The sequence below is a fragment of the Halomonas sp. YLB-10 genome, assembly GCF_003856855.1.
In the GTDB taxonomy this organism is placed as follows: domain Bacteria; phylum Pseudomonadota; class Gammaproteobacteria; order Pseudomonadales; family Halomonadaceae; genus Halomonas; species Halomonas litopenaei.
In genome coordinates this window covers 503154-525710 of sequence record NZ_RRCU01000002.1, presented here as the reverse complement: position 1 = coordinate 525710, position 22557 = coordinate 503154, and the positions used below count along the sequence as shown (strand labels likewise).

Annotated in this window: 17 protein-coding genes; 6 read left to right on the top strand and 11 right to left on the bottom strand. The window is 65.4% G+C overall.

The window, feature by feature from the left end; all coding sequences use genetic code 11:
- Window positions 1-9 precede the first annotated feature (9 nt).
- The 6 genes from EBB56_RS06200 to EBB56_RS06175 all read right to left on the bottom strand — a co-directional run bounded on the left by EBB56_RS06200 (window position 10) and on the right by EBB56_RS06175 (window position 6018).
- Entirely contained in the window at window positions 10-558 is a 549-nt protein-coding gene (locus EBB56_RS06200) for a TRAP transporter small permease (protein ID WP_108132356.1), read from the bottom strand.
- 7 nt (window positions 559-565) lie between these two features.
- A complete protein-coding gene (locus EBB56_RS06195; RefSeq protein WP_045991077.1) occupies window positions 566-1612 on the bottom strand; it encodes a TRAP transporter substrate-binding protein in 1047 nt (348 codons plus the stop codon).
- 68 nt (window positions 1613-1680) lie between these two features.
- Window positions 1681-2973 carry a TRAP transporter large permease gene (locus tag EBB56_RS06190; protein WP_045991076.1) on the bottom strand — a complete coding sequence of 431 codons (1293 nt, stop codon included), beginning with the start codon at window positions 2971-2973 and terminating at the stop codon, window positions 1681-1683.
- Between the two features lie 52 nt (window positions 2974-3025).
- On the bottom strand, window positions 3026-4234 hold the full coding sequence (locus EBB56_RS06185; protein WP_108449960.1) for a CaiB/BaiF CoA-transferase family protein: 1209 nt from the start codon (window positions 4232-4234) through the stop codon (window positions 3026-3028).
- Window positions 4235-4307: 73 nt separating this feature from the next.
- Window positions 4308-5009, bottom strand: coding sequence for a GntR family transcriptional regulator (locus EBB56_RS06180; protein ID WP_124803372.1), 702 nt, complete (start codon window positions 5007-5009; stop codon window positions 4308-4310).
- 262 nt (window positions 5010-5271) lie between these two features.
- Complete coding sequence (locus EBB56_RS06175; RefSeq protein ID WP_045991981.1) at window positions 5272-6018, bottom strand: Crp/Fnr family transcriptional regulator; 747 nt, start codon at window positions 6016-6018, stop codon at window positions 5272-5274.
- A 178-nt stretch (window positions 6019-6196) separates the two neighbouring features.
- Between EBB56_RS06175 and thpD the strand changes: the two genes are divergently transcribed.
- From thpD to EBB56_RS06160, 3 genes are all read left to right on the top strand, one after another.
- Window positions 6197-7120, top strand: coding sequence for an ectoine hydroxylase (gene thpD / locus EBB56_RS06170; protein ID WP_108449962.1), 924 nt, complete (start codon window positions 6197-6199; stop codon window positions 7118-7120).
- Window positions 7121-7209: 89 nt separating this feature from the next.
- Complete coding sequence (locus EBB56_RS06165) at window positions 7210-7419, top strand: hypothetical protein (protein ID WP_108132360.1); 210 nt, start codon at window positions 7210-7212, stop codon at window positions 7417-7419.
- Between the two features lie 160 nt (window positions 7420-7579).
- Entirely contained in the window at window positions 7580-7933 is a 354-nt protein-coding gene (locus EBB56_RS06160; protein ID WP_045991984.1) for a DUF488 domain-containing protein, read from the top strand.
- 172 nt (window positions 7934-8105) lie between these two features.
- Here the strand turns inward: EBB56_RS06160 and EBB56_RS06155 are convergent, their stop codons facing one another.
- Window positions 8106-8921, bottom strand: coding sequence for an acyl-CoA thioesterase II (locus EBB56_RS06155; protein WP_108132364.1), 816 nt, complete (start codon window positions 8919-8921; stop codon window positions 8106-8108).
- A gap of 122 nt (window positions 8922-9043) precedes the next feature.
- Here EBB56_RS06155 and tadA point away from each other — a divergent pair, with 122 nt between their 5' ends.
- The gene (tadA, locus tag EBB56_RS06150) at window positions 9044-9496 is read left to right on the top strand and encodes a tRNA adenosine(34) deaminase TadA (RefSeq protein WP_045991988.1); all 453 of its coding nucleotides are present in this window, start codon (window positions 9044-9046) and stop codon (window positions 9494-9496) included.
- A gap of 87 nt (window positions 9497-9583) precedes the next feature.
- Here the strand turns inward: tadA and EBB56_RS06145 are convergent, their stop codons facing one another.
- The 4 genes from EBB56_RS06145 to mltF all read right to left on the bottom strand — a co-directional run bounded on the left by EBB56_RS06145 (window position 9584) and on the right by mltF (window position 17481).
- Window positions 9584-11638 carry a diguanylate cyclase gene (locus tag EBB56_RS06145; RefSeq protein ID WP_124803370.1) on the bottom strand — a complete coding sequence of 685 codons (2055 nt, stop codon included), beginning with the start codon at window positions 11636-11638 and terminating at the stop codon, window positions 9584-9586.
- 120 nt (window positions 11639-11758) lie between these two features.
- Window positions 11759-13783: a diguanylate cyclase gene (locus EBB56_RS06140; protein WP_124803368.1), complete on the bottom strand. Its 2025-nt coding sequence runs from the start codon at window positions 13781-13783 to the stop codon at window positions 11759-11761.
- Window positions 13784-14020: 237 nt separating this feature from the next.
- The gene (locus EBB56_RS06135) at window positions 14021-15991 is read right to left on the bottom strand and encodes a diguanylate cyclase (RefSeq protein ID WP_124803366.1); all 1971 of its coding nucleotides are present in this window, start codon (window positions 15989-15991) and stop codon (window positions 14021-14023) included.
- A gap of 14 nt (window positions 15992-16005) precedes the next feature.
- Entirely contained in the window at window positions 16006-17481 is a 1476-nt protein-coding gene (gene mltF / locus EBB56_RS06130) for a membrane-bound lytic murein transglycosylase MltF (RefSeq protein ID WP_260425299.1), read from the bottom strand.
- A 140-nt stretch (window positions 17482-17621) separates the two neighbouring features.
- Here mltF and purL point away from each other — a divergent pair, with 140 nt between their 5' ends.
- Both purL and EBB56_RS06120 read left to right on the top strand, forming a co-directional pair.
- Window positions 17622-21539, top strand: a complete 3918-nt coding sequence (gene purL, locus EBB56_RS06125; protein WP_124803364.1) for a phosphoribosylformylglycinamidine synthase — start codon at window positions 17622-17624, stop codon at window positions 21537-21539.
- Between the two features lie 181 nt (window positions 21540-21720).
- Window positions 21721-22524, top strand: coding sequence for a crotonase/enoyl-CoA hydratase family protein (locus tag EBB56_RS06120; protein ID WP_045992008.1), 804 nt, complete (start codon window positions 21721-21723; stop codon window positions 22522-22524).
- Window positions 22525-22557: the final 33 nt, after the last annotated feature.

Sequence of the window (22557 nt, the reverse complement as noted above, 5' to 3'; positions counted from 1 at the left end):
CCGTCGGGTTCAAGGGTGGGTGGCATCGATGTGATCGGAGCCGTCCGGCGGCGGCAGTGGGGCGCCGCGGGAAAGGCTCGCCAGGGTGTCGATCAGAAACTGAAGGCCGAGTGCGGTGAAGCCGATCGGCAGCAGCGCGTAGGGGATGCCCATGGGGGTGCCGAGGGCGCTGGACACCCGTTCGCCGTACTCGAAGGCCTGGGCCGCCATCAGATAACCGCGCCAGGCGAGGATCGCGCAGAACGTCATCCCGGCAAGACCAGTGAACACTTCCAGCAGGCGACGCGCCTTGGCGGGAAGCTTGTCCTTGAAGAAGGTGATACGGATATGGGCGTCGAAGCGTTGGGCCTCGGCGGCGCCCATCACCGCCAGATACACCAGCAGGAAGGAGTTGATCTCCAGGCTCCAGTGGGTGGGGGCGGAGAAGGCGTAGCGCATGACAGTGTCGTAGCAGATCGACACCGTCATGAACACCAGCACCGCCATCGAGGCCAGGCGCAGGATGGCGAGTACGCCATCCCAGCCCTTGAGGGGGATCCTCTGTGCGTGCGCTTTCATGGCGACCTCAGGCCTGTCCCAGCGCGAGCTTGATGGCACGTTCGCCGAGTTCCTCACCGACCTCGCCTTTCCAGTGGTCCCATACCTTGTGGGTGGCCTCGTTGAAGGCGGCCAGATCCTCGTCGCTGGGGGCGATGATCTCGACGTTCTCCTCGCGCACCTGAGGCCAGTACTCGTTGGGATAGATATCGTCGTTGCAGTGGCTGATGAAGTTCTCGTCGTACCAGCGGGCGGCATCTTCGAGGATCGCACGGCTGTCGTCGTCGAGGCTGTCCCAGCGGTCACGCAGCATGAAGGGCGCCACCGAGAAGCCGGTGATCGGCAGCTGGTAGCACACGTCCACCTGCTCCTGCAGGCTGCGCCCGATGATGGTGGAGATATTGAACACGCCGGCGTCCACGGTACCGCGCTGCAGCGCCATGTAGGTCTCGGACGAAGGAATGCGCACCGCACCGATGTCGTAGGCCTCCAGCGCCGAGGTGGCCTCGAAGCTGACCACCCTGACCTTCTTGCCGCGAATGTCCTCGAGGCTGCGCACCGCGTTGTCCTGGGTGCTCCAGATGTATTCGGGCTCGAGGATGCCGCCGCCGGAGGTCAGCATGTAGAGGTTTTCCTTGGCCAGCTCCTCATTGATCAGGTCGAACAGCGGGCTGCCCTGACGCAGCCGCTCGGGGTGGCGGTACAGCTCGCCGACGACACCGGGCAGCCCGGTGATGCCGAGGATCGGCAGCGAGCGGGTGATGTAGGAGGTGGTGTGGAACATGAAGTCGATATTGCGCGAGCGCAGCGCGGGAAGCTGTTCGTCGGCCTTGAGCAGCTGGCCCGAGTCGTAGAAATCGACCTCAAGCACGTCGCCGCCGTTGTCGCGCAGGTAGTTGACGAAGCCGGCGGAGCCGTAGGTCAGCGCCTTGTAGGACGGTGGCAGGTAGGTCACGCCGGTGAAGGTGGTGGCGGCGCGGGCATGGCGTGGCATCAGCGCCTGGGGGCCCAGCAGCGAGGCCCCTGCGGTGGCGAAGGCGGTGGTCTTGAGCAGTTGGCGGCGGGTCAGGTTCATGGGAATGTCTCCGTCTTGTCATTGTCGTTGTTGCCCCTGGCCAGCGGGGCGAGTGAATCGGGGCCCCTTCAGTGCATCAGGCTCGGTAGCCACAGGCTGATGCTGGGGAAGAACACGAACAGCATCAGCACCAGGAACTGCACCGCCACGAAGGGCAGCGCGCTCTTGATGATCTCCTCCACCGACAGCTCCGGGCAGACCCCCCTGAGCGCGTAGAGGTTTAGCCCTACCGGCGGGGTGATCACCGCGATCTCCAGGTTCAGCACCATGACGATGCCGAACCACAAGGGGTCATAGCCCATGGCCTGGATCAGCGGCAGCAGCACCGGCGTGGTGACCACGATCAGCGAGACCGCATCGACGATCATGCCGAGCAGGATCAGCAGCAGCATGACCGCCAGCAGGATCGCCCAGTCCGGCAGGCCCGAGGCGGTCAGCGATTCGGTCAGCAGCTGCGGCACCCGCACCATGTTGAGGTAGTCGCCGAAGATCTTGGCGCAGCCGATGATCAGCAGGATGGCGCCGCTGACTCGTGCGGTGCTGGCCAGGATGCGGCCGAAGGAGGCAAGCGTCAGGCAGCGGAAGATCAGCGCGGCGATCACGAAGGCGCCAAAGGCGCCGATGCCGGCGGCCTCGCTGGGGGTGGCCAGTCCAGAATAGATAGAGCCAAGCACCACCAGCACCAGCAGGGCGGCGTGCCAGATGTGGGCAAGGCTGGCGAAGCGCTCGCGCCAGCTGAAGCGTTGCTCGACGCTGGGCGCTTCCTCGGGCTTCAGACTCACCCGGATAAAGATGTAGAGCGACAGCGCCAGGGCCAGTACCACCCCGGGGACGATACCGCCGATGAACAGGTCGGCCACCGATACGCTGGCCACGGCGCCATAGATGATGAAGGGCACACTGGGCGGGATCAGCATCGCCAGGGCGCCGGCGCTGACCACCGCACCGGCGGCCAGCGAGCGGCTGTAGCCGCGCTCGAGCATCTGCGGTACGGCGATCGAACCGACCGCGGCGACGCCGGCCAGGCTCACCCCGGACACCGCGCCGAACACCGCCGAGGCACCCACCGAGGAGATCGCCAGGCTACCCCTGAGCCAGTGCAGCCACCTCACCGCCGCCTGGAACAGGTTGCTGCCCACCGGCGTCGCGCCGAGCAGGTTGCCCATCAATATGAACAGCGGCAGGGCAATCAATTCGAAGGCATTGAGCTGGCCAAACAGCGACGACGGCGCGAAGAAGAACGCCATGGAGCCCCGGGCCATGTACAGGCCGGCGAGCCCGGCCAGCCCCAGGGACAGAAAGATCGGCAGGCCGACGGCGATCAATACGATCAGCAGCGCCAGGACGAGTAGGGGTTCCATGCAAGAGCCTCTAGGTTGTTGTTGTCGGCAGAGTGGTCGCTGGTTGGCGGAGCTAGATCACGCTGTCCTTGCGCAGGGCATCGATGCTGTTGTGGTCGAGTTCCAGCCAGTCGCCGAGCACCGCCTCGGTGTGTTCGCCCAGGGCCGGACCGACCTGGCGTACCTTGCCAGGCGTCTGCGACAGCCGCGGAAAGACGTTCTGCATCGGCAGCGGCTTGCCGTGGCGGTCCGGCACCTCGACGATGGAGCCGCGCTCCTTGATGTGTTCGTCTTCGAGCATGTCCTTGGCGGTGTACACCAGGCCCGCCGGGACACCGGCGTCGGCCAGCAGGTCGACGATATGCTGGGCATCGTGGTGGGCGGTCCAGGCGGCGATCAGCTCGTCGATGGCCTGCTGGTTCTCGCCTCGCGCGCGATGGTCGGCATAGTCCGGATGATCGGCCAGGGTGGGCTGACCCATGGCCTCGCACAGCCGGCGGAAGACGGTGTCCTGATTGGCGCCGATGATGACGTCCCGGCCGTCCCTGGCGGGATAGGCGTTGGACGGCGCGATCTTGGGCAGGAAGCTGCCTGCGCGCTCACGGATCTTGCCGGCCCGGGCGTAGTCGGGGATCAGGCTCTCCATCATCGCCATCACGGCCTCGAAGATGGCACTGTCCACCACCTGGCCACGCCCGGTCTTCTCGCGCTGGTGCAGCGCCAGCAACGCGCCCATGGCGCCCTGGACCCCGGCCAGGGTGTCGCCCAGCGAAATCCCCACCCTGACCGGGGGGCGGTCCGGGTAGCCGCTGATGTAGCGCAGCCCGCCCATGGCTTCGCACACCGCCGCGAAGCCGGCACGCGACGCGTAGGGGCCGTCCTGGCCGAAGCCGGTGACCCGCACCATGATCAGCCCCGGGTTGTCGGCCGATAGGCTCTGGTAGTCCAGGCCCCAGCGCTCCATGGTGCCGGGGCGGAAGTTTTCGATCAGCACGTCGGCCTTGGCCGCCAGTCGCCGCAGCAGGTCCTGGCCCTCGGGCTTGCGCAGGTCGAGGGTCAGCGATTGCTTGTTGCGGGCGATCACGTTCCACCACAACGGTTCGCCGCTCTCGTCGGTCTGGCCCCATTGGCGCATGGCGTCGCCCTTGCCCGGTGGCTCGATCTTGACCACCTGGGCGCCGAAGTCGGCCAGTACCTGGCCGCAGGTGGGCCCGGCGATAAGCTGGCCGAGTTCGAGCACCTTGAGGTCGTCCAGCGGGAGTGAGGCGATAAGCTCGTTCATGTTGGAGGTCCGTGGTCAGAGGTCGAGGGTGGAAGATGAAGGGTGAAACGCAAAAAGGGCCGCGTCGGGAGGATCACGGGGGCGATGAGGTCGCGGTCGAGGTGTCGACGGTCACGTGCAGTACCCGCGCGGCCAGCAGATGGGCGCGCATCACGTTCTCCGCCCAGGCGGCGTTGCCGGCGCCGATGGCGATCAGCATCTCGCGGTGGTGCTGCATGCTGCGCTTGAGCGCCGAGCGGTCGTAGCTGGCGAAATTGCGTCGGATGATCGAGGTACGCACCACGCTCTCGAGGATCTGGGCCAGACGCTGGTTGTCGCTGGCCTGGATCAACAGGCGGTGAAACTCGTGGTTGAGCGAGGCCAGCTCGCTGTGGCCCGCACCATCGAGGGGGCTCTCGGTCAGGGCCTCCATGCGCGAGGCCAGGTCGTCCAGATGGGCGAGGGTGTCAGCGTCGATGTGTCGGCAGGCGAGTCCGACCGCCATGGGTTCGAGTACCAGGCGCAGTTCGAACACTTCACGAGCGTCCTTTTCGGTCCACTCGGCCACCCTGGCGCCCTGATGGGGGATGGCCTCGAGCCAGCCCTCGGAGACCAGCTCCCGCAGCGCCTCGCGGACCGGGGTACGGCTGACCTCGAGCTCCCGGGCAACCGCCGCCTCACGCACGAATTCGAGCGGTCGATAGACGCCGTCGAGGATGCGTTGCTTGATGGCTTCATGGACCTGGGCGGTGGCCGTGCGGGCACCGCTGGCTTCGAGCGGGGTGGTCGGAGTCACGAGGAAATCTCTTACATTGCATACAATCGTAAGAGTAGAGGGCTTTATGGATGGGCGAAGTTAGACTTTTGGTCGAAATTGCATGCAGCGTCTGGTGATTCCCCGGTGGTGGACCAGTCCTAGGCGCTGTCCGAAAAGTCGACGAGCGAAGGTTAGACAAGGCAAAAATCGGTGAGAAAGCGCAGTTTACGGGGTGTAAATGAGCATTTTGATCCGATTTTTAACGCCGTATTACCGAGCGCAGGCACTTTTCAGACAAGCCCTAGCCCACCGCGTCGTTGGCCGCGAATACGCTGTCGGCCAGGTAGCGTTCGTCGAACTGGCCGGCATCGGCCAGGGCGGCCGGATCAGGCAGCAGCAGACGATGACGGTTTCGGTGCAGCAGGCCCTCCTCGTCGAGTGCGCTGAAGGTGCGACTGACGTGCACAGGACTCAGCCCCAGCACGTCGGCCAGCATTTCCTGGGACAGTGGCAGACGGATGCTGTGGTCTTCCTGGCGGCCGGCGGTCTTGGCCAGGCGCTCGTACATTTCCATGATGAAGTGAGCCAGCTTCTGTCTGGCGCTGCGTCGCGACAGATTGACCAGGCGCTCGGTCAGCAGCACCTGCTGGCGGCTGGCCATGGCGAAGAGGATCGAGGTCAGGGTGGTCGACTGTTGAAAGATGTCGGTCAGACGGGCGTGGGGGAAGCGGCAGATGGTGCCGTCCTCGATCATCTGGACGCCGGTAAGACGCTGATGAAAGGCGTATTCGCGTAGCCCGATCACGTCGCCAGGGAGGTAGACCTCCAGGATCTGGCGCGCGCCGTCTTCCAGCTGCCGGTAGGAGAAGGCCCAGCCCTGGCTCAGGGTGAAGAAGTCCTGGGCAGGATCGCGTTCCTCCCAAAGGCTATCGCCGGCCTTGACCTCCAGCGGTGACTTCTCGAGCGCGCCCAGCAGCTGGCGATCGCCATCGCTGAGCGGGTGATAGTGGCGAAAATGCTTGACGATGCAGCTGTCCCGGTTCGACACGGCAAGGCTCCTTGCACGACAGGCTCGATGGAGAATGCGTATTAGGGGTTTACGTTAACTCAGGTTATGTCGGCGCGGTAGATACAGGCCCAGGATGGGGGTCCATCGCCGAGGTCGGTCAAGGCACAGCGTCTCCGGTCACGGCGATCCATTCTGGAATCGTTACGGAGGCGGAGTCATGACTTACGCACCCAACCAACTGTCGATCCGTTCGGATGATGGCTATCCCACACGCCTCGACGCGCCAATGGGCAATATCGCCCGCCATTGCCCGGTCGTCCATGCGACGCCCGAGCAGCGCCAGGCCGGGCCGCTCGACGAGCAGGAGCTGGCCGCATTCGAAGAACGTGGCTTTCTCTGGTTCGACAGCTTCTTCGAGGCCGACGACATTGAGCCCTTCTTCGATGAGCTAAGCGCCATGGAGCGCGATCCCGAGCTGACCGGCAGCGACAAGGTCATCACCGATCCTGTCTCTGGCGCCATTCGTTCGGTGTTCGGCATGCACGAATTGTCCGAGCGCTTCGATCGCCTGACCCGCTCGCCGCGGCTTCTGAAGATCGTCGAGCAGCTGCTCGGGGGCGGTGTCTACGTGCACCAGTCGCGGATCAACGACAAGGCCGGCTTCCAGGGCAGTGGCTTCGACTGGCACTCGGACTTCGAGACCTGGCACGCAGAAGACGGCATGCCCGGCATGCGCGCGCTGAGTGTCTCGCTGATGCTCACCGACAACGGCGAGTTCAACGGACCGCTGATGCTGGTGCCGGGGTCCCATCGCCAGTTTGTCCCCACCGTGGGACGCACCCCGGACCAGAACTGGGAGACCTCGCTCAAGGCGCAGCACATCGGTGTACCGACCCGGGAGCAGCTGGGGCCGATCATCGAACAGCAGGGCATCGAGGCACCCAAGGGGCCGGCCGGGTCGATTCTGCTGTTCGACTGCAACGCGCTGCATGCGTCCAACAGCAACCTGTCACCGTGGCCGCGCTCCAACCTGTTCTTCGTCTACAACAGCGTCGACAACCGCCTGGTCACTCCCTTCGGCGCCAAGTCCCCACGGCCCGAGCACCTGGCGGCGCGCGAGCGCACGCCAGCACTGGGATGATCAGGCGCCAGCCAATGTCGGTAGATGGCTTCGCCCTTGGGCGTGGCCGCTCCCCATCAAGAGAAAAGAGCCATCAAGAGGAAGCCCCCATGCACATTGGCGACACCCTGCTGATTGCCCGTGATCTGGTCATGGTAGCCGAGGACCAGTTGTCCTCGGGTAACACCGCCGAGATCATCGATACCTCGGCCCTGGTCGAAGGTGACGGTGACGACATACGTCTGCCGCGCTATCGGGTACTGATCGACGAGGTGGGGGAGCGGGATTGCTCCTGCACCATTCTCGAACGCCTCGAATAGTCGGACGCTGGCGCCTGGTCTGATTGTCTCATTGGCATCGGCATCGGCATCGGCATCGGCATCGGCATCGGCATCGGCTGCGACTGCCAAAGCCACACGGGGTGACGGCCGGGCCATGCGTCTGTTAAGGATGGAGCACATTCTCGGACGTGGAGGCACGATGACGATTCAGCTCAAGCGGGCCTACGATGCGCCCGCCGACAACGACGGCTATCGGGTGCTGGTGGACAGGCTCTGGCCGCGGGGGATCGCCAAGGACGAGGCGCGTATCGATGAATGGATCAAGGAGGCCGCTCCCAGTGATGACCTGCGCAAGGCCTTTCACAGCGAAGCACTGGGCTGGGGCGAGTTTCGTCAGCGCTATCTGGCTGAGCTGAAGGAGCAGAGGGAAACGCTCAGACCCCTGGCCGAGCGCAGCCAGCAGCACAAGGTAACCCTGGTGTTTTCCTCGAAGGATGAGACCCACAACAACGCCGTGGTGCTCAAGGACTATCTGGCCATGCTGACCGGGTGACATTCGGGCGGACCACCGGGCATCACGGCCTCGAACCTCCGACCCACGCATTACGAATGCGTTGCTCTACCTGCTGAGCTACACCGGCTTGACACCACCTTCTCGATCACACCGGGCCTACCGCCAGCCCGGCTAGCGGGGTTTCCAGGCGTCCCTGATGGCCTCCCGTGCGCTAGTCCCGGGGCTCCCTCAGGCGTGTCAGGCCTTCCTGGGCGCTGGAGGCCACCAGTTCGCCTTTTCGATTGTAGATGCTGCCACGAGCCAGGCCTCTGGCGCCGCCGGCCCAGGGGCTGTCCATGTCGTACAGCAGCCAGTCGTTGACGGCCACGTCCTGGTGAAACCACAGCGAGTGGTCGAGGCTGGCAATCTGCAGCTTGGGGTCGCCGAAACGGATGCCATGGGGCACCAGGGCGGTGGTCAGCAGGTTGAAATCCGAGCTGTAGGCGAGCAGGTAGCGATGCAGAGCGGGGTCATCGGGCAGCTCGCCATTGAGCCGGAACCACAACCGCTTGCGTGCGGGCGCGCCGTCCTCGGCGGTGTCTTCCACATGGCGAAATTCGATCGGGTGGCCGGGGAAGCGCAGGATCTCGTCGCTGTCGCCGGGCTCTGTTGCCTCGAGGGCGGGCATGCTGGCCTGGTGGCTCAGGCTGTGTTCCTGGCCATGGAAGGAAGCGCTGCAGAAGAAGATCGGACGGCCCTTCTGGATCGCGGTGATGCGGCGGGTGGTGAAGCTGCCTCCGTCACGAACGCGGTCGACCTGATAGACCACCGGCATGGCGGCGTCGCCGGGACGCAGGAAGTAGCCGTGCAGCGAGTGCACCTGACGCTCCGCCGCGACGGTCTGGGTGGCTGCCGACAGCGCCTGGCCCAGTACCTGGCCGCCGAACAGCTGGGGAAGCCCCAGGTCCTGGCTGCGTCCACGAAACAGGTTCTCTTCCAGCATTTCCAGGCCCAGCAGGTCTACCAGACCCTTCAAGGCGTCCGACATTCGCGTATCCTCCTTGCGCCGGGGTAGCCCGGCTAGTCGATGGCGGTGACACGGTGGCGATTGCCGTGCCCGCGACAATGGTTCAGCATTTGCCTGGGCTCAGTGTACGGGAGTGCAACACCTTGCGCAGTGACGAATTTTACATGCATCGAGCGCTGGAACTGGCCGAGCGGGCGGCCCAGGCAGGAGAGGTGCCGGTCGGTGCGGTGGTGGTGGACGCGGCCGGAGAGATCATCGGACGCGGCGCCAATGGCCCCGTGGCGAGCCATGATCCCAGCGCCCATGCCGAGGTTCAGGCGCTCAGGGACGCCGGGGTGAGCCTGTCGAACTATCGGCTCGAGGGCTGCACGCTGTACGTGACGCTGGAACCCTGCATGATGTGCTCCGGGGCCATCATCCACGCCAGGATCCGGCGTCTGGTCTACGGTGCCGCGGAGCCTCGTTCCGGCATGGTCGAGTCCCGAGCCAACCTGTTCGCCCAGCCCTGGCACTTCCACCAGGTGGAGGTCGAAGGTGGGGTGCTGGCGAGCCGAGCCTCTCGCCTGCTCAAGACGTTTTTTGCCGAGCGCCGATGAGCCTTTGCCGAAGCGCAAAGCACTGAGGCAACGTCGGCGGTGCAGACCAGGGTACTCAAGACTCCCGTTATAGGCGTCGAGCCTCGTTCAGGCGGTGAAGGGCGGTGTGTCCAGGTCCGATGCGCCGTCGACGGTATCCACGAAAAGCTCGACCCGGTCGCGTCCCTGGTGCTTCGCTGTATAGAGCGCCTGGTCCGCCTGCTGTATCAGGCGTGCCAGATCTAGCGGTGCCTGGTCCTGGCATGCCACCCCCAGGCTGATGGTCAGTGGCGTGCCGTCGTGATGAGCCAGCGGTGCCTGTCGGACGGCACGCCGCAGACGCTCGGCCACAGCGCTGGCTTCGGCTAGCCGTCCTTCGGGAATGATCACCAGAAACTCTTCCCCGCCGTAGCGCCCCAGCAGGCCGTCATCCCCCAGGGTCTCCTGTGCAAGTCGACCTACCGCCTTGAGCACTCTGTCGCCTTCGGCATGGCCGAGGCAGTCGTTGATGCGCTTGAAGTGGTCGATGTCGACAAGAATAACGCTAAGGGGCAAGCGCGCCCGCCAGGTCTGGGCGGTGGCCTGAAGGTGACGTCGGTTCGGCAGACCGGTGAGTTCGTCGTGGTCGGCGAGCCAGCTGAGTTGCTGCTGCAGGCGATGGCGAGTGCGGACCTCGCGGCGAAGGTCTCCGTTGGAGCGTGCAAGCGCACGATGCTGGGAGGCCATCTGGTGCTGGCTGAACAATGTCAGATAGAGGAACTGGCTGAACAGCAGACCCAGCATCAGGGTGACAGCCGGAAGACGGCTGCGCAGGCGCGTCAGCAATCGGGTATCGGGGCGCAAGGTCAGCTCGAGCGGTAGATAGGCTGTGTCGACTGTCGCCGCCTTATTGTCGGGTCGATGCAGGGGAATGGCGTCGAGGGGAACGGATACTGTCCACGGGGCCGGATGCCCCTCCATGGGCCATTCCTTGATCAGACGGTTGTGGTAGGTAAGTCGGACCTGCAGGCTCCCCGCCCCCGAGGGGGGATGCGTATACATATTCTCGGCCATGGCTGACAGTGACAAGGTCGCTGCCAAGTGCCCGAGCAGCTTTCCACCGGGACGGCGAATCGGTAGCGAGAGCGTGATCTTCATCGTCGGTGCAGGAGCGTCGATGGCGAGGGTAGTGATCGGGGCCTCCGGGGGAAGCACTGCGGCAGGTTGAGGCATATCAGTGGACCTGGGGACGACTGTGGTCGCGGGGCTTCGCACATTGCCGCCGGTCACTTCGACGTAGCGCAGCGTCGCAAGGTAGGGAAAGTGGTCGCGAAGAGGTCGCGTCAGGTGCTGCCAGCGTTCGGTAGAGGGCGGGAGCGGCGATTGTTCGAGGAAAACCTGCAAATGTTGCAGTGAGTGTCGAAAGTCATTGAATTCGCTAGCCAGGCGTTCCTCCATGGCACGGCCTTCGCGCTGTCCTAGATATTGCAGTTCGCCATCGGCCTGAATCTCCAGGTACTGCCAAAGTGCCAGGGTCATCACGACCAGAAGTGTCGAAGGCCAAAGCCCACGCCTGAGGCTGTCGCGGGTGGGACGCCAGCCGCTTACCACGCCCACCCACTGGCCGGCCAGCAACAGGCCGAGGACGGCGGTGACGGTGAGCGAGTGGGCGTGCAGCAGTGCCGCTGAAGGCAGCCAGTGATGCAGTGGTGTCTGGTCCAGCAGCAACAGCAGCAAGCAGGACATGTGGAGCAAGGGGACGCCCAGGCTCGAGCGCGTGCGCGCCAGTATCCCCAGGGTCAGCAGCGTCAGCACGACCAGTTCGACCAGCGGCGGGCGCCAGTCCAGCAGCGTCGAAGGTGTCGTCAGCCAACGGAAGGGTTCGGACAGGCGCTCCAGTGACAGCCAGTCTTCCGGTGCACAGGTGCCGAATAGCAGAGTGACCAGGCACAGACACAGTGGCCATAGCACCAGGGCACTGGTGAAGACCCCCTTGCGTGTCCATCGCCATTGACCAATGGCGACGATAAGGGCCAGCGCCAGGGTCGTCTGATTCGCTGGCAGAGACGCTACCCGCGTATCGAGCACGGTGAGGGAGGCGACTGCCAGCACCAGGGCGAGCAGGGTCAGCCCTTGGCTCAATAGCCGGTAGTGACGAACAACGGGTGTCGAGGTGTACCACATTCAGGCGTTCCAACCCTGGCGGCTCGCGGCCTGACTGGCCGCGCTACGACCAGCTTACCCAGGCGCTGAACGAGGCTCAGGAAGAACTGCGCCGCCTCGCGCCAGTGGGGTTGACCTGAGTCAGGAGTGCAACAGACCGCTGGGCTCTGTGGCCTCGCTGGGCTCGGCAGCGGGCTTCGCCTCGGCGATCTCCACCCGATTGCGGCCCAGCCGCTTGGCACGATACAGCGCCATATCCGCTCGATGCAGCAAGTCCCTTGGCACAACGGGGCCGTCGGTCTGGGTGATCAGGCCGATACATACCGTCATGGGACTGCCGTCTTCGTGTTGTACGCCGCAGGCCTGCACCTCTCGCCTCAGGTGTTCTGCCCAGGCATGTACCCAGGCGATATCGCCCTGTGGCAGATAGACCACGAATTCCTCGCCGCCGTAGCGGGCCAGCACGCCACCCTGTGGAAGCAGTTTCTGCGCGCAGGCGGCGAAGCGCTTGAGTGCCTGGTCTCCGGCTTGATGGCCTTGTTGGTCGTTGATGCGCTTGAAATGGTCGAGGTCACATAACAGCAGACTGAGAGGGTTCTGTCCGGCGTTCGTCGGCAGGCTGGCGAGAAAGGTGCGTCGATTGGCCAGGCCCGTGAGGTCGTCGTGTCCTGCCAGCCATTCGATGTTTTTCTGCAGGCGTGAACGACGCCGCATCTCTCGGCGTAGTTCGAGATTGGTATCGGCAATCTGGCGGTGCTGCTGGCGCTGCCGATGGCGGCTGAACAACAGCAGGTAGAGCAGCAGAGCCATGATCAGGCCGGTGCACAGCGTTGAACTCGGATAGTGCAGCTTCAGGTGCTCCAGCAAACGGCGGTTGGGGCTGAGCTCCAGGCTCAGGGTATGGGACAGCAGACGAACGTCGCTGACGAGCCTCCAGGGCGAATTAGCCGCTGACGTCGGTACCCGCCATAGGGTGCTGTCGCCGTCTTTCAATGTCAGCGTCATGGCGTCCGGTATATCGGCGAGCGCGGGCAGGAGATTGGAAGCTAAGGCGTCGAGGCTGAAGACCATGGCGACCGAACCCAGCAGCCGCCCACCATCAACCGTGTGGATCGGCAGAAAGTGGATGATGCCCCAGCCCCCATCGGGCAGTGGCAGGATATCCGATGACACCGCGTCGCGCTGGTGAAAGCTCTGCTGCAGCACTTCCATCAGTGGCTGGTCGAGGGCTCCATCCAGCAAGCGCATGCCCGGGTAGGCCTGGTGCCAGTTGTCGTCGGGATAGAGGTGCTGGACCCGTCCGGAGGGATCGATCAGGGCCAGCAGGGGCAGTTCCGGGAAGTCGTTCATAAAGCTCTGGGCTTCGTGGCGCCACATCGATGCCGAGGGCAGGCGTTGATCGATCTCCCAGACCAGATGGAAGCGATGCATGGCTCGAAGGGTGTCGTCGATGCGGTCTGTCATCGTTGCCGACAGGCGATCGGTCTCCCGCTGGGCACGTTCGAATAGCTGTCGATTGGCCTCGCTGTCCTGCTGGCACCACAGCAGAACCGTTGCCGTGGCAATCAGAAGACCGGGGCCCAGGGCGCGCAACAGGCTCGCCTGGTTATGGCGCCAGCCGGTCACCACCGCCAGGAACTGGGTCAGCAATAGCAGCCCGCTGCCCGCCAGCGCCCAGGGGCCTGCGGGTGGCGCCAGCGGCGGCAGTGTCTCGGGCGCCGCCACCTGGTAGGCCAGACTCCCCCACAGCAGGACGGCGATGGCGTGGAGCAAGGGGGTGCCCAGGCTGGCACGGGTGCGCAGGGCAAGACTCAAGGCCAGGCACGCCAGCAGCAGGCTGTCGGCCAACCCCGGCCACTGCCAGGAAAGGCGTGGGTGGCCAGTATCGAGCGGCGCTGGTGGATCGAAAGTCGCCAGAGACAGCCAGCCCTGGGGCAGGATATCGCCGGCCACGCCGATCAGCAGAGCGGCCAACACCGCCACCACCAGCGTCAGACTCAAGCCCAGCCGCTGGCGGTACCAGGCCAGTTGAGCAAGACCGATCAAGCCGCCCAGTACCAGGGTGGGCAAGGTGGTCGAGGCGGTATAGCCGGCGAGGCTGGCGCAGAGCCCCGCAATGTACAGTGCCAGGGACAACAGCGTCAGCGGGATTCTTAGACGTAGCATGTACCCACTTTCCAGGCGAGGAGCTGGCGGTTGTTGGACGTTGTGGTCAGCGAAATATCTCGCCGAACCGATCAGCGAGAAGAATAGACGTTAGGGGGATTGTGCTGGAAAATGCGGCCAAGTGGGCGCGGAACCATGCCTTTCCTGATGTAGATCAAGGACATCGAGAGGGCGGGTGGGTGTCTGGTTGGCTCCTGGTGTATCAAGTCAGCGCGCCAGATCCGCGCGAGGCCGCGCTCAGGCAGGTGATCCACAAACCTCGATGCGATTTCGCCCCTGTCGCTTGGCCCGATAAAGTGCCAGGTCCGCGCGGTGGAGCAGGTCTTCGGCGATCAGGTCGCCGGCGCCGTGGCTGGCGATGCCGATGCTCACCGTCATGGGGCGCCCATCGGCATGCTCAACGCCGCAGTTCATCACGCTCTGGCGCAGGGATTCGGCGATCTCGACGGCCTCGTCCGCGGCCACCCCGGTCAGCAGGGCCACGAATTCCTCGCCGCCGTAACGGGCCAGCACCACCCCTTCGGGCATCGCCAGGCGTCCCACTCGGGCGAAGCGACGAAGCGCCTCGTCCCCCGCCTGGTGGCCGAGCTGGTCATTGATGCTCTTGAAGTGATCGATGTCACACAGAAGAACGCTCAGCGGGCGGCACTCCTGCTGTTCTCGCAACGTCGACATGAACAGGCGGCGGTTGGGCAGCAGCGTCAGCTCGTCGTGGCCGGCAAGCCACTCCACCTCACGCTGCAGTTCGGTACGATGGCGGACCTCTCGGCGCAGCTCCTCGTTGGAGCGGTACATCGACGAGTGTTGTACCGACATGCGGTGGTGGCCGAATACCACCATGTACAGCAGGTAAGCCAGCAGCAGCCCGATACTGAGACTGGCCACCGGCTGGCGCGAACGCAGACCCAGCAGGTAGCCGGTGGAGGCGTTCAAGGCGACGGTCAGTTCTTGTTCGTCGAGGGCAAGCAGGCTCAGCGTGGTCCATGGGCCTGGCGACTCGCTGGTCGGCCAGTCGCGGATGGTGTCACCGTCCACGGCAAAGCGCATGCGGATATGCTTACGGTCCAGCAGGGTCTCGGCGTAGAGCTTGTCGGCCAGCACCGGGAGGCTGAGCACCATGGCCGCAGCGCCGGTGACGCGCTGCTGGTCGGGGGAGGTGATCGGCAGGTAGTAGATCATGCCGGGCATCCCCTGCAGCAGTGGCACGACGCCGGTGTGGCCCTCCTGGTTGTCGGAAAGTGCCTTCGCCAGTGCGTCGACGTAGGGGCGGTCCACGTCTAGTGCATTGATGCCGATGATCGCCCGGTTGCTGTCATCGCGTGGGTGGACAAGGCGGATGGTACCGTCGGCTTCGATATAGGCGATGTTGAGAAAGTAGCTGAAGTCCTGGTGGTAAAAGGCGGCCTGGCGCTCCCACTCTTCGGCGCTGGGGGCCTCTTCCAGCAGGCTCCAGAAGCTGGCGAAACGTCTCACTGCCTCCAGGTGGGCCGTTATCTCGGCGCCAAGCTGAGTCGCCAGACGATCCGATTCGCCCTGCAGCTCGTCTTGAAGCTGCTGGTCCACGTACACACGTTGCTGGTTCCAGACGAACAGACTGACCAGCACCAGGGCGAGCGAGGGAATCAGGCTGCGCAGGATGCTGATCCGGGTGTGGCGCCACCCCGAGACCACGCCGACGAACTGGGCGACCAGCAACAGCGCCAGCAACAGCATGCTGGCGGGGGTGCCTGCCAGGTTCTGCGGCGAGCGGATCTCGTCGGTGATCACCAGCAGCGCTTCGGTGACCAGTAACAGCGCCGCCAGCGCCTGCAGCAGCGGGGCGGCCAGGCTCGCCCGGGTGCGTCCCAGCAGCCCGCCAGTCAGCGCCAGCAGGATGAGCAGCTCCATCAAGGGCGGTCGAAGATCGTCGAGGCCCTGGACCCCGGGTAGCCACGATGCCCATTGGTCGAGCGTGACGTAAGAGATCAGGGCTTCGGGCAGCAGGTAGCTGGCCAGGCCCAGCAGCAGGATCGCCAGCACCGGCAACAGACACACGACCGACATCCTCACCCCACGCCAGTACCACATCGCCTGGCCGATGCCGGTCAGCAGCAGCAGGGTCCAGCTGGCGCTGTGGCTCTGATCCTGGATCATCGAGGGATCGACGATCAGTCCTGCCGTGGCCAGCAGGATGACCAGCAGCGTCATGGACAGGGCAATTCGAGACATGAAGGCAAGGTGTCCTAGGGCATGGGGGGCACGAGTTCGAAGATCTCGGCGTCGGCTTGATCGGGCAGGCGGGCATTCAGCTGGTGGAACTGCTGCTGGCTGCGATCGACGTAGTCGAGGATCTCGAGATAGCGGCGAATATTCTGCACATAGATGACCGGTTCGCCACCCCTTGCGTAGCCGTGGCGTGTCTTGCTGTGCCACTGGCTTTCCTGCAACAGGGGCAGCGCCTCACGCACATCACGCCACAGATCCGGGTTGCCACCCCGCATCCGGGCGATGTCACGGGCGTCATACAGATGGCCGAGGCCCACGTTGTAGGCCGCGAGCGCCATGTAGAGGCGGTCCTCACCGGTGATCGACTCGGGCAATCGCTGTTCGACGCTGCGCAGATAGCGTGCGCCGCCCTCGATGCTCTGGGCCGGGTCCAGCCGGTTCGATACTCCGACTTCCTCGGCGGTGGCGTTGGTCAGCATCATCAGCCCACGCACCCCGGTGGGCGACGTCGCCTCCGGGTCCCAGTGGGACTCTTGATAACCCACCGCTGCCAGCAGCTTCCAGTCGAAGTGCTGCGCGCGGGCGGCCTCTCGAAACAGGGCATCAAAGCGGGGCAGGCGCTTGTTGACGTGGTTGATGAAGACCCGGGCGCCAACGTACTCGAGATAGTCGTCATGACCGAAGTAGCGGGCGGTGAGGCGGTCGAGTTCACCGTCTGCGCGAAGCTCGTCGAAGAACGTATTGGCGCGTTCGATCAGCGCCAGACCGTCTTTCCCGGAGAAGGCCCAGGCCATGGTCACCGGCTCGCCGATGTCGAAGCCGTCTTCCACTTCGGGGAAGAACAGACGATTGAGGCGGAACTGGTGGGCGTACACCACCGCGGCGTCCAGCTCGCCATCCTCGATGCGCCTGAGCAGCGAGGCGATCTCCAGGTCTTCCGCTTCCTTCCAGCTGAGGCGAGGGTGCTCGCGCTGCAATTCGTGCATGACGCGGCTGATGCCGGTGCCCTTGGCGATGCCGATGTTCCAGTCCTTGAGGTCATCGAGCGCCTTGGGCGGCTGCAGTCCTCGGCGATACACCACCATCGGCTGCATCGACAGGATCGGGCGCGAAAACACCAGGCCTTCCGCCAGCGGATCCAGCGGCAGGGCGGCCGCACCGAGGTCGCCCTGGTGGCGCACCGCGTCGAGCACGCTCTGCACATGGTGGTCATCGCTCAGGTTCAGGCTGACCCCGAGGCGGTCGGCGAAGCGACGCATCAGTTCGTACTCGAAGCCGGTAGGTCCCTGGCGCCCCTCGTAGTAGGTAAAGGGGGTATTGCGGGTGTGCACGGTGATGAAATCACGTGCCAGTACTCGCTCCAGGGCGGCGCTTGAGGAGGGGCCGGGCGGTGTTGGCCAGAGCGCGCACAGCAGGCCCAGGCCACTCGCGGCAAGGATGCGCAGGCGCCGCGCATGACGGAAACCGTCCTTCATCGGGGCAAAATCGCTCATGGTGGAGCGCCCACCTTACCCAGCCCACGGGGCGCTGTCATCCGCATCGATTTCTCGCACCCGTCGGTTTCCAGTATCATATGCCGTCTCGCCCGCCGCGGCCCCCTTCTTTTATCGCTGATCTTCAGAGGCTCCTGGATATGCTCGAACTGCGCGGAGCGCCCGCCCTGTCCACCTTCCGTCACGCCAAGCTGCTGGCTCAACTGCGTGTGTCCGTCCCCGAGATCGAGGCGCTGCACGCCGAGTATGTGCACTTTGCCGATCTGGAGCGGGAGCTCGATGCCACCGAACTGAGCCTGCTCGAGCGCCTGCTCGACTACGGGCCGGCACAGCAGGATAGCGATGTGGAGGGGCTTGCGTTGCTGGTGGTGCCACGTATCGGCACCCAGTCTCCCTGGTCATCCAAGGCTACCGACATTGCCCACAACTGCGGTTTGACCCAGATCAACCGCCTGGAGCGCGGCATCCTCTATCGCATCAAGGTGCGCGGTACGCTGAAGGAAGCCCACTTCGACGCCATCGTCGCCGGCCTGCATGACCGCATGACCGAGACGGTGCTGCGAGACAGCTCCGACGCCGCCACCCTGTTCGCCCACCATGAGCCGGCGCCGCTGGGCCAGGTGGGCGTGCTCGAGGGTGGCCGTACTGCGCTTGAGGTCGCCAATCGCGAGCTGGGGCTTGCCCTGGCCGAGGACGAGATCGACTACCTGGTCGAGGCGTTTGTCGAGCTGGGCCGCAACCCCAGCGACGTCGAGCTGATGATGTTCGCCCAGGCCAACTCCGAGCACTGCCGCCACAAGATCTTCAACGCCGACTGGGTCATCGACGGCGAGGCCCAGAGCCACTCGCTGTTCAAGATGATCAAGAACACCTTTGAGGCCTCACCGGACGGCATCCTGTCGGCCTACAGCGACAACGCTGCGGTGATCAAGGGCAGCGAGGCGCGTCGCTTCTTCGCCACCCCGCTGACCGGTCGTGACGGTGAGCGCGCCAGCTACGGCGGTGAGGTGGAACCGATCCACATCCTGACCAAGGTCGAGACCCACAACCACCCGACCGCCATCGCACCGCATCCCGGCGCGGCGACCGGTGCCGGCGGCGAGATCCGCGACGAAGGCGCCACCGGCATCGGCGGCAAGCCCAAGGCGGGGCTGACCGGCTTTACCGTGTCCAACCTGCGTATCCCCGAGTTCGTGCAGCCCTGGGAGGCGTTCGACTACGGCAAGCCCGAGCGCATCGTCAACGCCCTGGAGATCATGCTCGAGGGCCCCATCGGCGGCGCCGCCTTCAACAACGAATTTGGCCGTCCCAACCTCACCGGCTACTTCCGTACCTACGAGCAGGACGCCCTCGGTGCCAGCGGCATCGAGCGTCGCGGCTACCACAAGCCGATCATGATAGCCGGCGGCTACGGCAACATCCGCGAGCAGCACGTGGCCAAGGGCGAGATCCCGGTGGGCGGCAAGCTGATCGTGATGGGTGGCCCGGCGATGTTGATCGGGCTCGGCGGCGGTGCAGCGTCGTCGATGGCCTCCGGCTCGTCGAGCTTCGATCTCGACTTCGCTTCTGTTCAGCGCGACAACCCCGAGATCGAGCGGCGTGCCCAGGAGGTCATCGACCGCTGCTGGGCGCTGGGTGACGACAACCCCATCTGCTTTATCCATGACGTAGGCGCCGGTGGTCTGTCCAACGCCTTGCCGGAACTGGTCAAGGACGGCGATCGTGGTGGTCTGTTCAGCCTGCGCGAGGTGCCCAACGCCGAGCCCGGCATGAGCCCGCTGGAGATCTGGTGCAACGAGGCCCAGGAGCGCTACGTGCTGGCGGTGGCACCTGCGGATCTCGAGACCTTCGACGCCCTGTGCCGGCGCGAACGCTGCCCTTACGCGGTGGTCGGCGAGGCCACCGCAGAGCACCACCTGGCGGTGGTGGACGGCCACTTCGACACCCGTCCAGTGGACCTGCCGATGAGCGTGCTGTTCGGCAAGCCACCCAAGATGCAGCGTGAGTTTGAGCGTGCGCCGCTGGAGCTGCCCGGTGTGATGCTCGACAACCTGGACCTGCGCGAGGCGCTGGATCGGGTGCTGCGTCTGCCCACCGTGGCCTCCAAGAGCTTCCTGATCACCATCGGCGACCGCTCGATCACCGGCCAGGTCGCGCGTGACCAGATGGTCGGTCCCTGGCAGGTGCCGGTGGCCGACGTGGCGGTGACCACGGCAAGCTTCGATACCCACGCCGGTGAGGCCATGGCCATGGGCGAGCGCTCGCCGGTGGCGCTGATCGACCCCGCCGCCAGCGCACGCCTGGCGGTGGCCGAGTCGATCACCAACCTGGCCGCTGCCCCGATCGCCCAGCTTGGCGACATCAAGATGTCGGCCAACTGGATGAGCGCGGCGGACCATGAAGGCGAGAACCAGGCGCTGTATGACGCCGTGCACGCCGTCGGCATGGAGCTGTGCCCGGCGCTGGGCATCGCGGTGCCGGTGGGCAAGGACTCCATGTCCATGCGCACCGCCTGGGAGCAGGACGGTGAGCAGAAGGCGGTGACCTCGCCGCTGACCCTGGCGATCACCGGCTTCGCTCCGGTCACCGACGCCATGAAGACGCTGACCCCGCAGATTCGCCTCGACCAGGACGAGAGCGACCTGCTGCTGATCGACCTGGGCGCCGGCAAGAATCGTCTGGGCGGCTCCGCCCTGGCCCAGGTCTACGGTCAGGTCGGCAACGACTGCCCGGACCTGGACGACGCCGAGGACCTCAAGGCGTTCTTCAGCGTCATCCAGGGGCTCAATGCCGACGGTCGACTGCTGGCCTACCACGACCGCAGCGACGGTGGCCTGATCGTCACCCTGTTGGAGATGGCCTTCGCCGGCCGCGCCGGGCTCGAGATCAAGCTCGACTGGTTGATCGACGAGGCCGCCGAGGCGGTGGACGCGCTGTTCAGCGAGGAGTTGGGGGCGGTCATCCAGGTCAGCCGTGAGCACACCGAAGAGGTGCTGGCCCAGTTCGCCGCCGCCGGTATCGAGACCTGCGGCGTCATCGCCCGTCCGCGCTACGACGACCAGATCCGCGTGACCCTGTTCGAGGAGCCGTTGCTGGAGACCACCCGGCAGCTGACCCAGCGCACCTGGAGCGAGACCAGCTACCGCCTGCAGGCCCTGCGCGACAACCCCGAGTGCGCCAAGAACGAGTTCGACAACCTGCTCGACACCCGTGACCCGGGCCTGAGTGCCAGCCCGACCTTCGACGTCGACGAGGACATCAGCGCGCCCTTCGTCAACAGCGCACGTCCGCGTGCCGCCATCCTGCGCGAGCAGGGCGTCAATGGTCACCTGGAGATGGCCTGGGCCTTCGACAAGGCCGGCTTCGAGGCGGTCGACGTGCACATGAGCGACCTGCTCGAGGGACGTGTCGGTCTCGACGAGTTCAAGGGGCTGGCCGCCTGCGGTGGCTTCTCCTACGGTGACGTGCTCGGCGCCGGCGGTGGCTGGGCCAAGTCGGTGCTGTTCAACCCCCGTGCCCGCGAGCAGTTCGCCGACTTCTTCGCGCGCGAAGATAGCTTCGCACTCGGCGTGTGCAACGGCTGCCAGATGCTGTCCCAGCTCAAGGAGCTGATCCCCGGCGCCGAGAACTGGCCGCGCTTCGTGCGTAACGAGTCCGAGCAGTTCGAGGCCCGAGTGGCCATGGTGCAGGTGGAGAAGACCCCGTCAATCCTGCTGGCCGGCATGGAAGGCTCGCGCCTACCCATCGCCGTGGCCCATGGCGAGGGCCGCGCCGAGTTTCGCGATAGCGCCCACCTGCGCAGCATGCAGGGCTCGGGCCAGGTGGCCCTGCGCTATATCGACAACCACGGCCAGTGCACCACCCGCTATCCGGCCAACCCCAACGGCTCGCCCTCCGGTATCACCGGCCTGACCACGCCGGATGGCCGGGTGACGATCATGATGCCCCACCCGGAGCGGGTGGTGCGTGCCGTCACCAACTCCTGGCGGCCGGCCGAGTGGAGCCAGGACGGCGCCTGGCTCAGGCTGTTCCGCAATGCCCGGGTGTGGCTGGGCTGATCCTCCAGTCCCTCCAGTCCCTCCAGACCCACGACAACGCCGCCTGCGGGCGGCGTTGTCGTATCCAGGAGCTAGCCAGGTGTTGTATCGAGCGGCGTCAGGTGCCAAGTTGAAGTTCCCGCTTTCGCAGTTTCGCCTCTTTATCGATCACCTGACCGGCCACCTTATCGACGGAGCTTCCATGTCCTCATCCACCCAGCGCAGTTTTCATGACCGCTTGAGCGTCTCCCTGATCGACCATGTGGCACGGGTACATCTCGAGCGGCCCGATCGCCACAACGCCATGGATCCGCCGATGATCGACGCCCTGCTCGAGGTTCAGCGTTGGCTCGGCGAGCGGGTGGGCCTGCGCGCCGTGGTGCTTACCGGCGAGGGCGAGAGCTTCTGCTCGGGACTGGACGTGGCCTCGGTGGTGGCAAGCCCCGAGCGCGTGGCCTGGCTGCTGACGCCGGACGCCAGTGGGGTCAATCCGGCCCAGCGCCTGGCGCTTGGCTGGCGTGACCTGGGGGCGCCGGTGGTAGCGGCGCTGCATGGTCACGTCTTTGGCGCCGGCCTGCAGATGGCGCTGGGTGCCGATCTGCGTATCGTCCACCCGGAAGCGACGCTGGCGCTGCCGGAGATCGAGTGGGGGCTGATGTCGGATATGGCGGTCAGCGTCACCGCTGCCGCGCTGCGCCAGGACGTGATTCAGGATCTGATGCTGACCGGCCGTCATCTGGCCGGCGACGAGGCCATGGTGCTGGGGCTCGCCTCGCGGCTGGACGAGGACCCGCGCGAGGCGGCGCTGGAGCTCGCCGTGTCCATGGCCCGGCGCTCGCCCAAGGCGGTGGCCGCGGCGCGTCGGCTGTGGCGAGAGGCGCCACGCCTGGATGAGCGCGGACGCTTGGCCATGGAGGCCGAACTGCAGCGCAACCTGCTGGCCGGGCGCGAGCAGCGAGAAGCGACCCGGGCACGCCTGGACGGGCGCCCACCGCGCTTCGATTGAGCGCCGGCGGCCTATGCCGCAAGCCAACGACAA

Bases quoted from the DNA above. Each gene is read 5' to 3' on its own strand.
- EBB56_RS06200 (WP_108132356.1), bottom strand. From the start codon at position 558: ATGAAAGCGCACGCACAGAGGATCCCCCTCAAGGGCTGGGATGGCGTA.
- EBB56_RS06195 (WP_045991077.1), bottom strand. From the start codon at position 1,612: ATGAACCTGACCCGCCGCCAACTGCTCAAGACCACCGCCTTCGCCACC.
- EBB56_RS06190 (WP_045991076.1), bottom strand. From the start codon at position 2,973: ATGGAACCCCTACTCGTCCTGGCGCTGCTGATCGTATTGATCGCCGTC.
- EBB56_RS06185 (WP_108449960.1), bottom strand. From the start codon at position 4,234: ATGAACGAGCTTATCGCCTCACTCCCGCTGGACGACCTCAAGGTGCTC.
- thpD (WP_108449962.1), top strand. From the start codon at position 6,197: ATGACTTACGCACCCAACCAACTGTCGATCCGTTCGGATGATGGCTAT.
- EBB56_RS06165 (WP_108132360.1), top strand. From the start codon at position 7,210: ATGCACATTGGCGACACCCTGCTGATTGCCCGTGATCTGGTCATGGTA.
- EBB56_RS06160 (WP_045991984.1), top strand. From the start codon at position 7,580: ATGACGATTCAGCTCAAGCGGGCCTACGATGCGCCCGCCGACAACGAC.
- EBB56_RS06155 (WP_108132364.1), bottom strand. From the start codon at position 8,921: ATGTCGGACGCCTTGAAGGGTCTGGTAGACCTGCTGGGCCTGGAAATG.
- EBB56_RS06145 (WP_124803370.1), bottom strand. From the start codon at position 11,638: ATGTGGTACACCTCGACACCCGTTGTTCGTCACTACCGGCTATTGAGC.
- EBB56_RS06140 (WP_124803368.1), bottom strand. From the start codon at position 13,783: ATGCTACGTCTAAGAATCCCGCTGACGCTGTTGTCCCTGGCACTGTAC.
- EBB56_RS06135 (WP_124803366.1), bottom strand. From the start codon at position 15,991: ATGTCTCGAATTGCCCTGTCCATGACGCTGCTGGTCATCCTGCTGGCC.
- mltF (WP_260425299.1), bottom strand. From the start codon at position 17,481: ATGAGCGATTTTGCCCCGATGAAGGACGGTTTCCGTCATGCGCGGCGC.
- purL (WP_124803364.1), top strand. From the start codon at position 17,622: ATGCTCGAACTGCGCGGAGCGCCCGCCCTGTCCACCTTCCGTCACGCC.
- EBB56_RS06120 (WP_045992008.1), top strand. From the start codon at position 21,721: ATGTCCTCATCCACCCAGCGCAGTTTTCATGACCGCTTGAGCGTCTCC.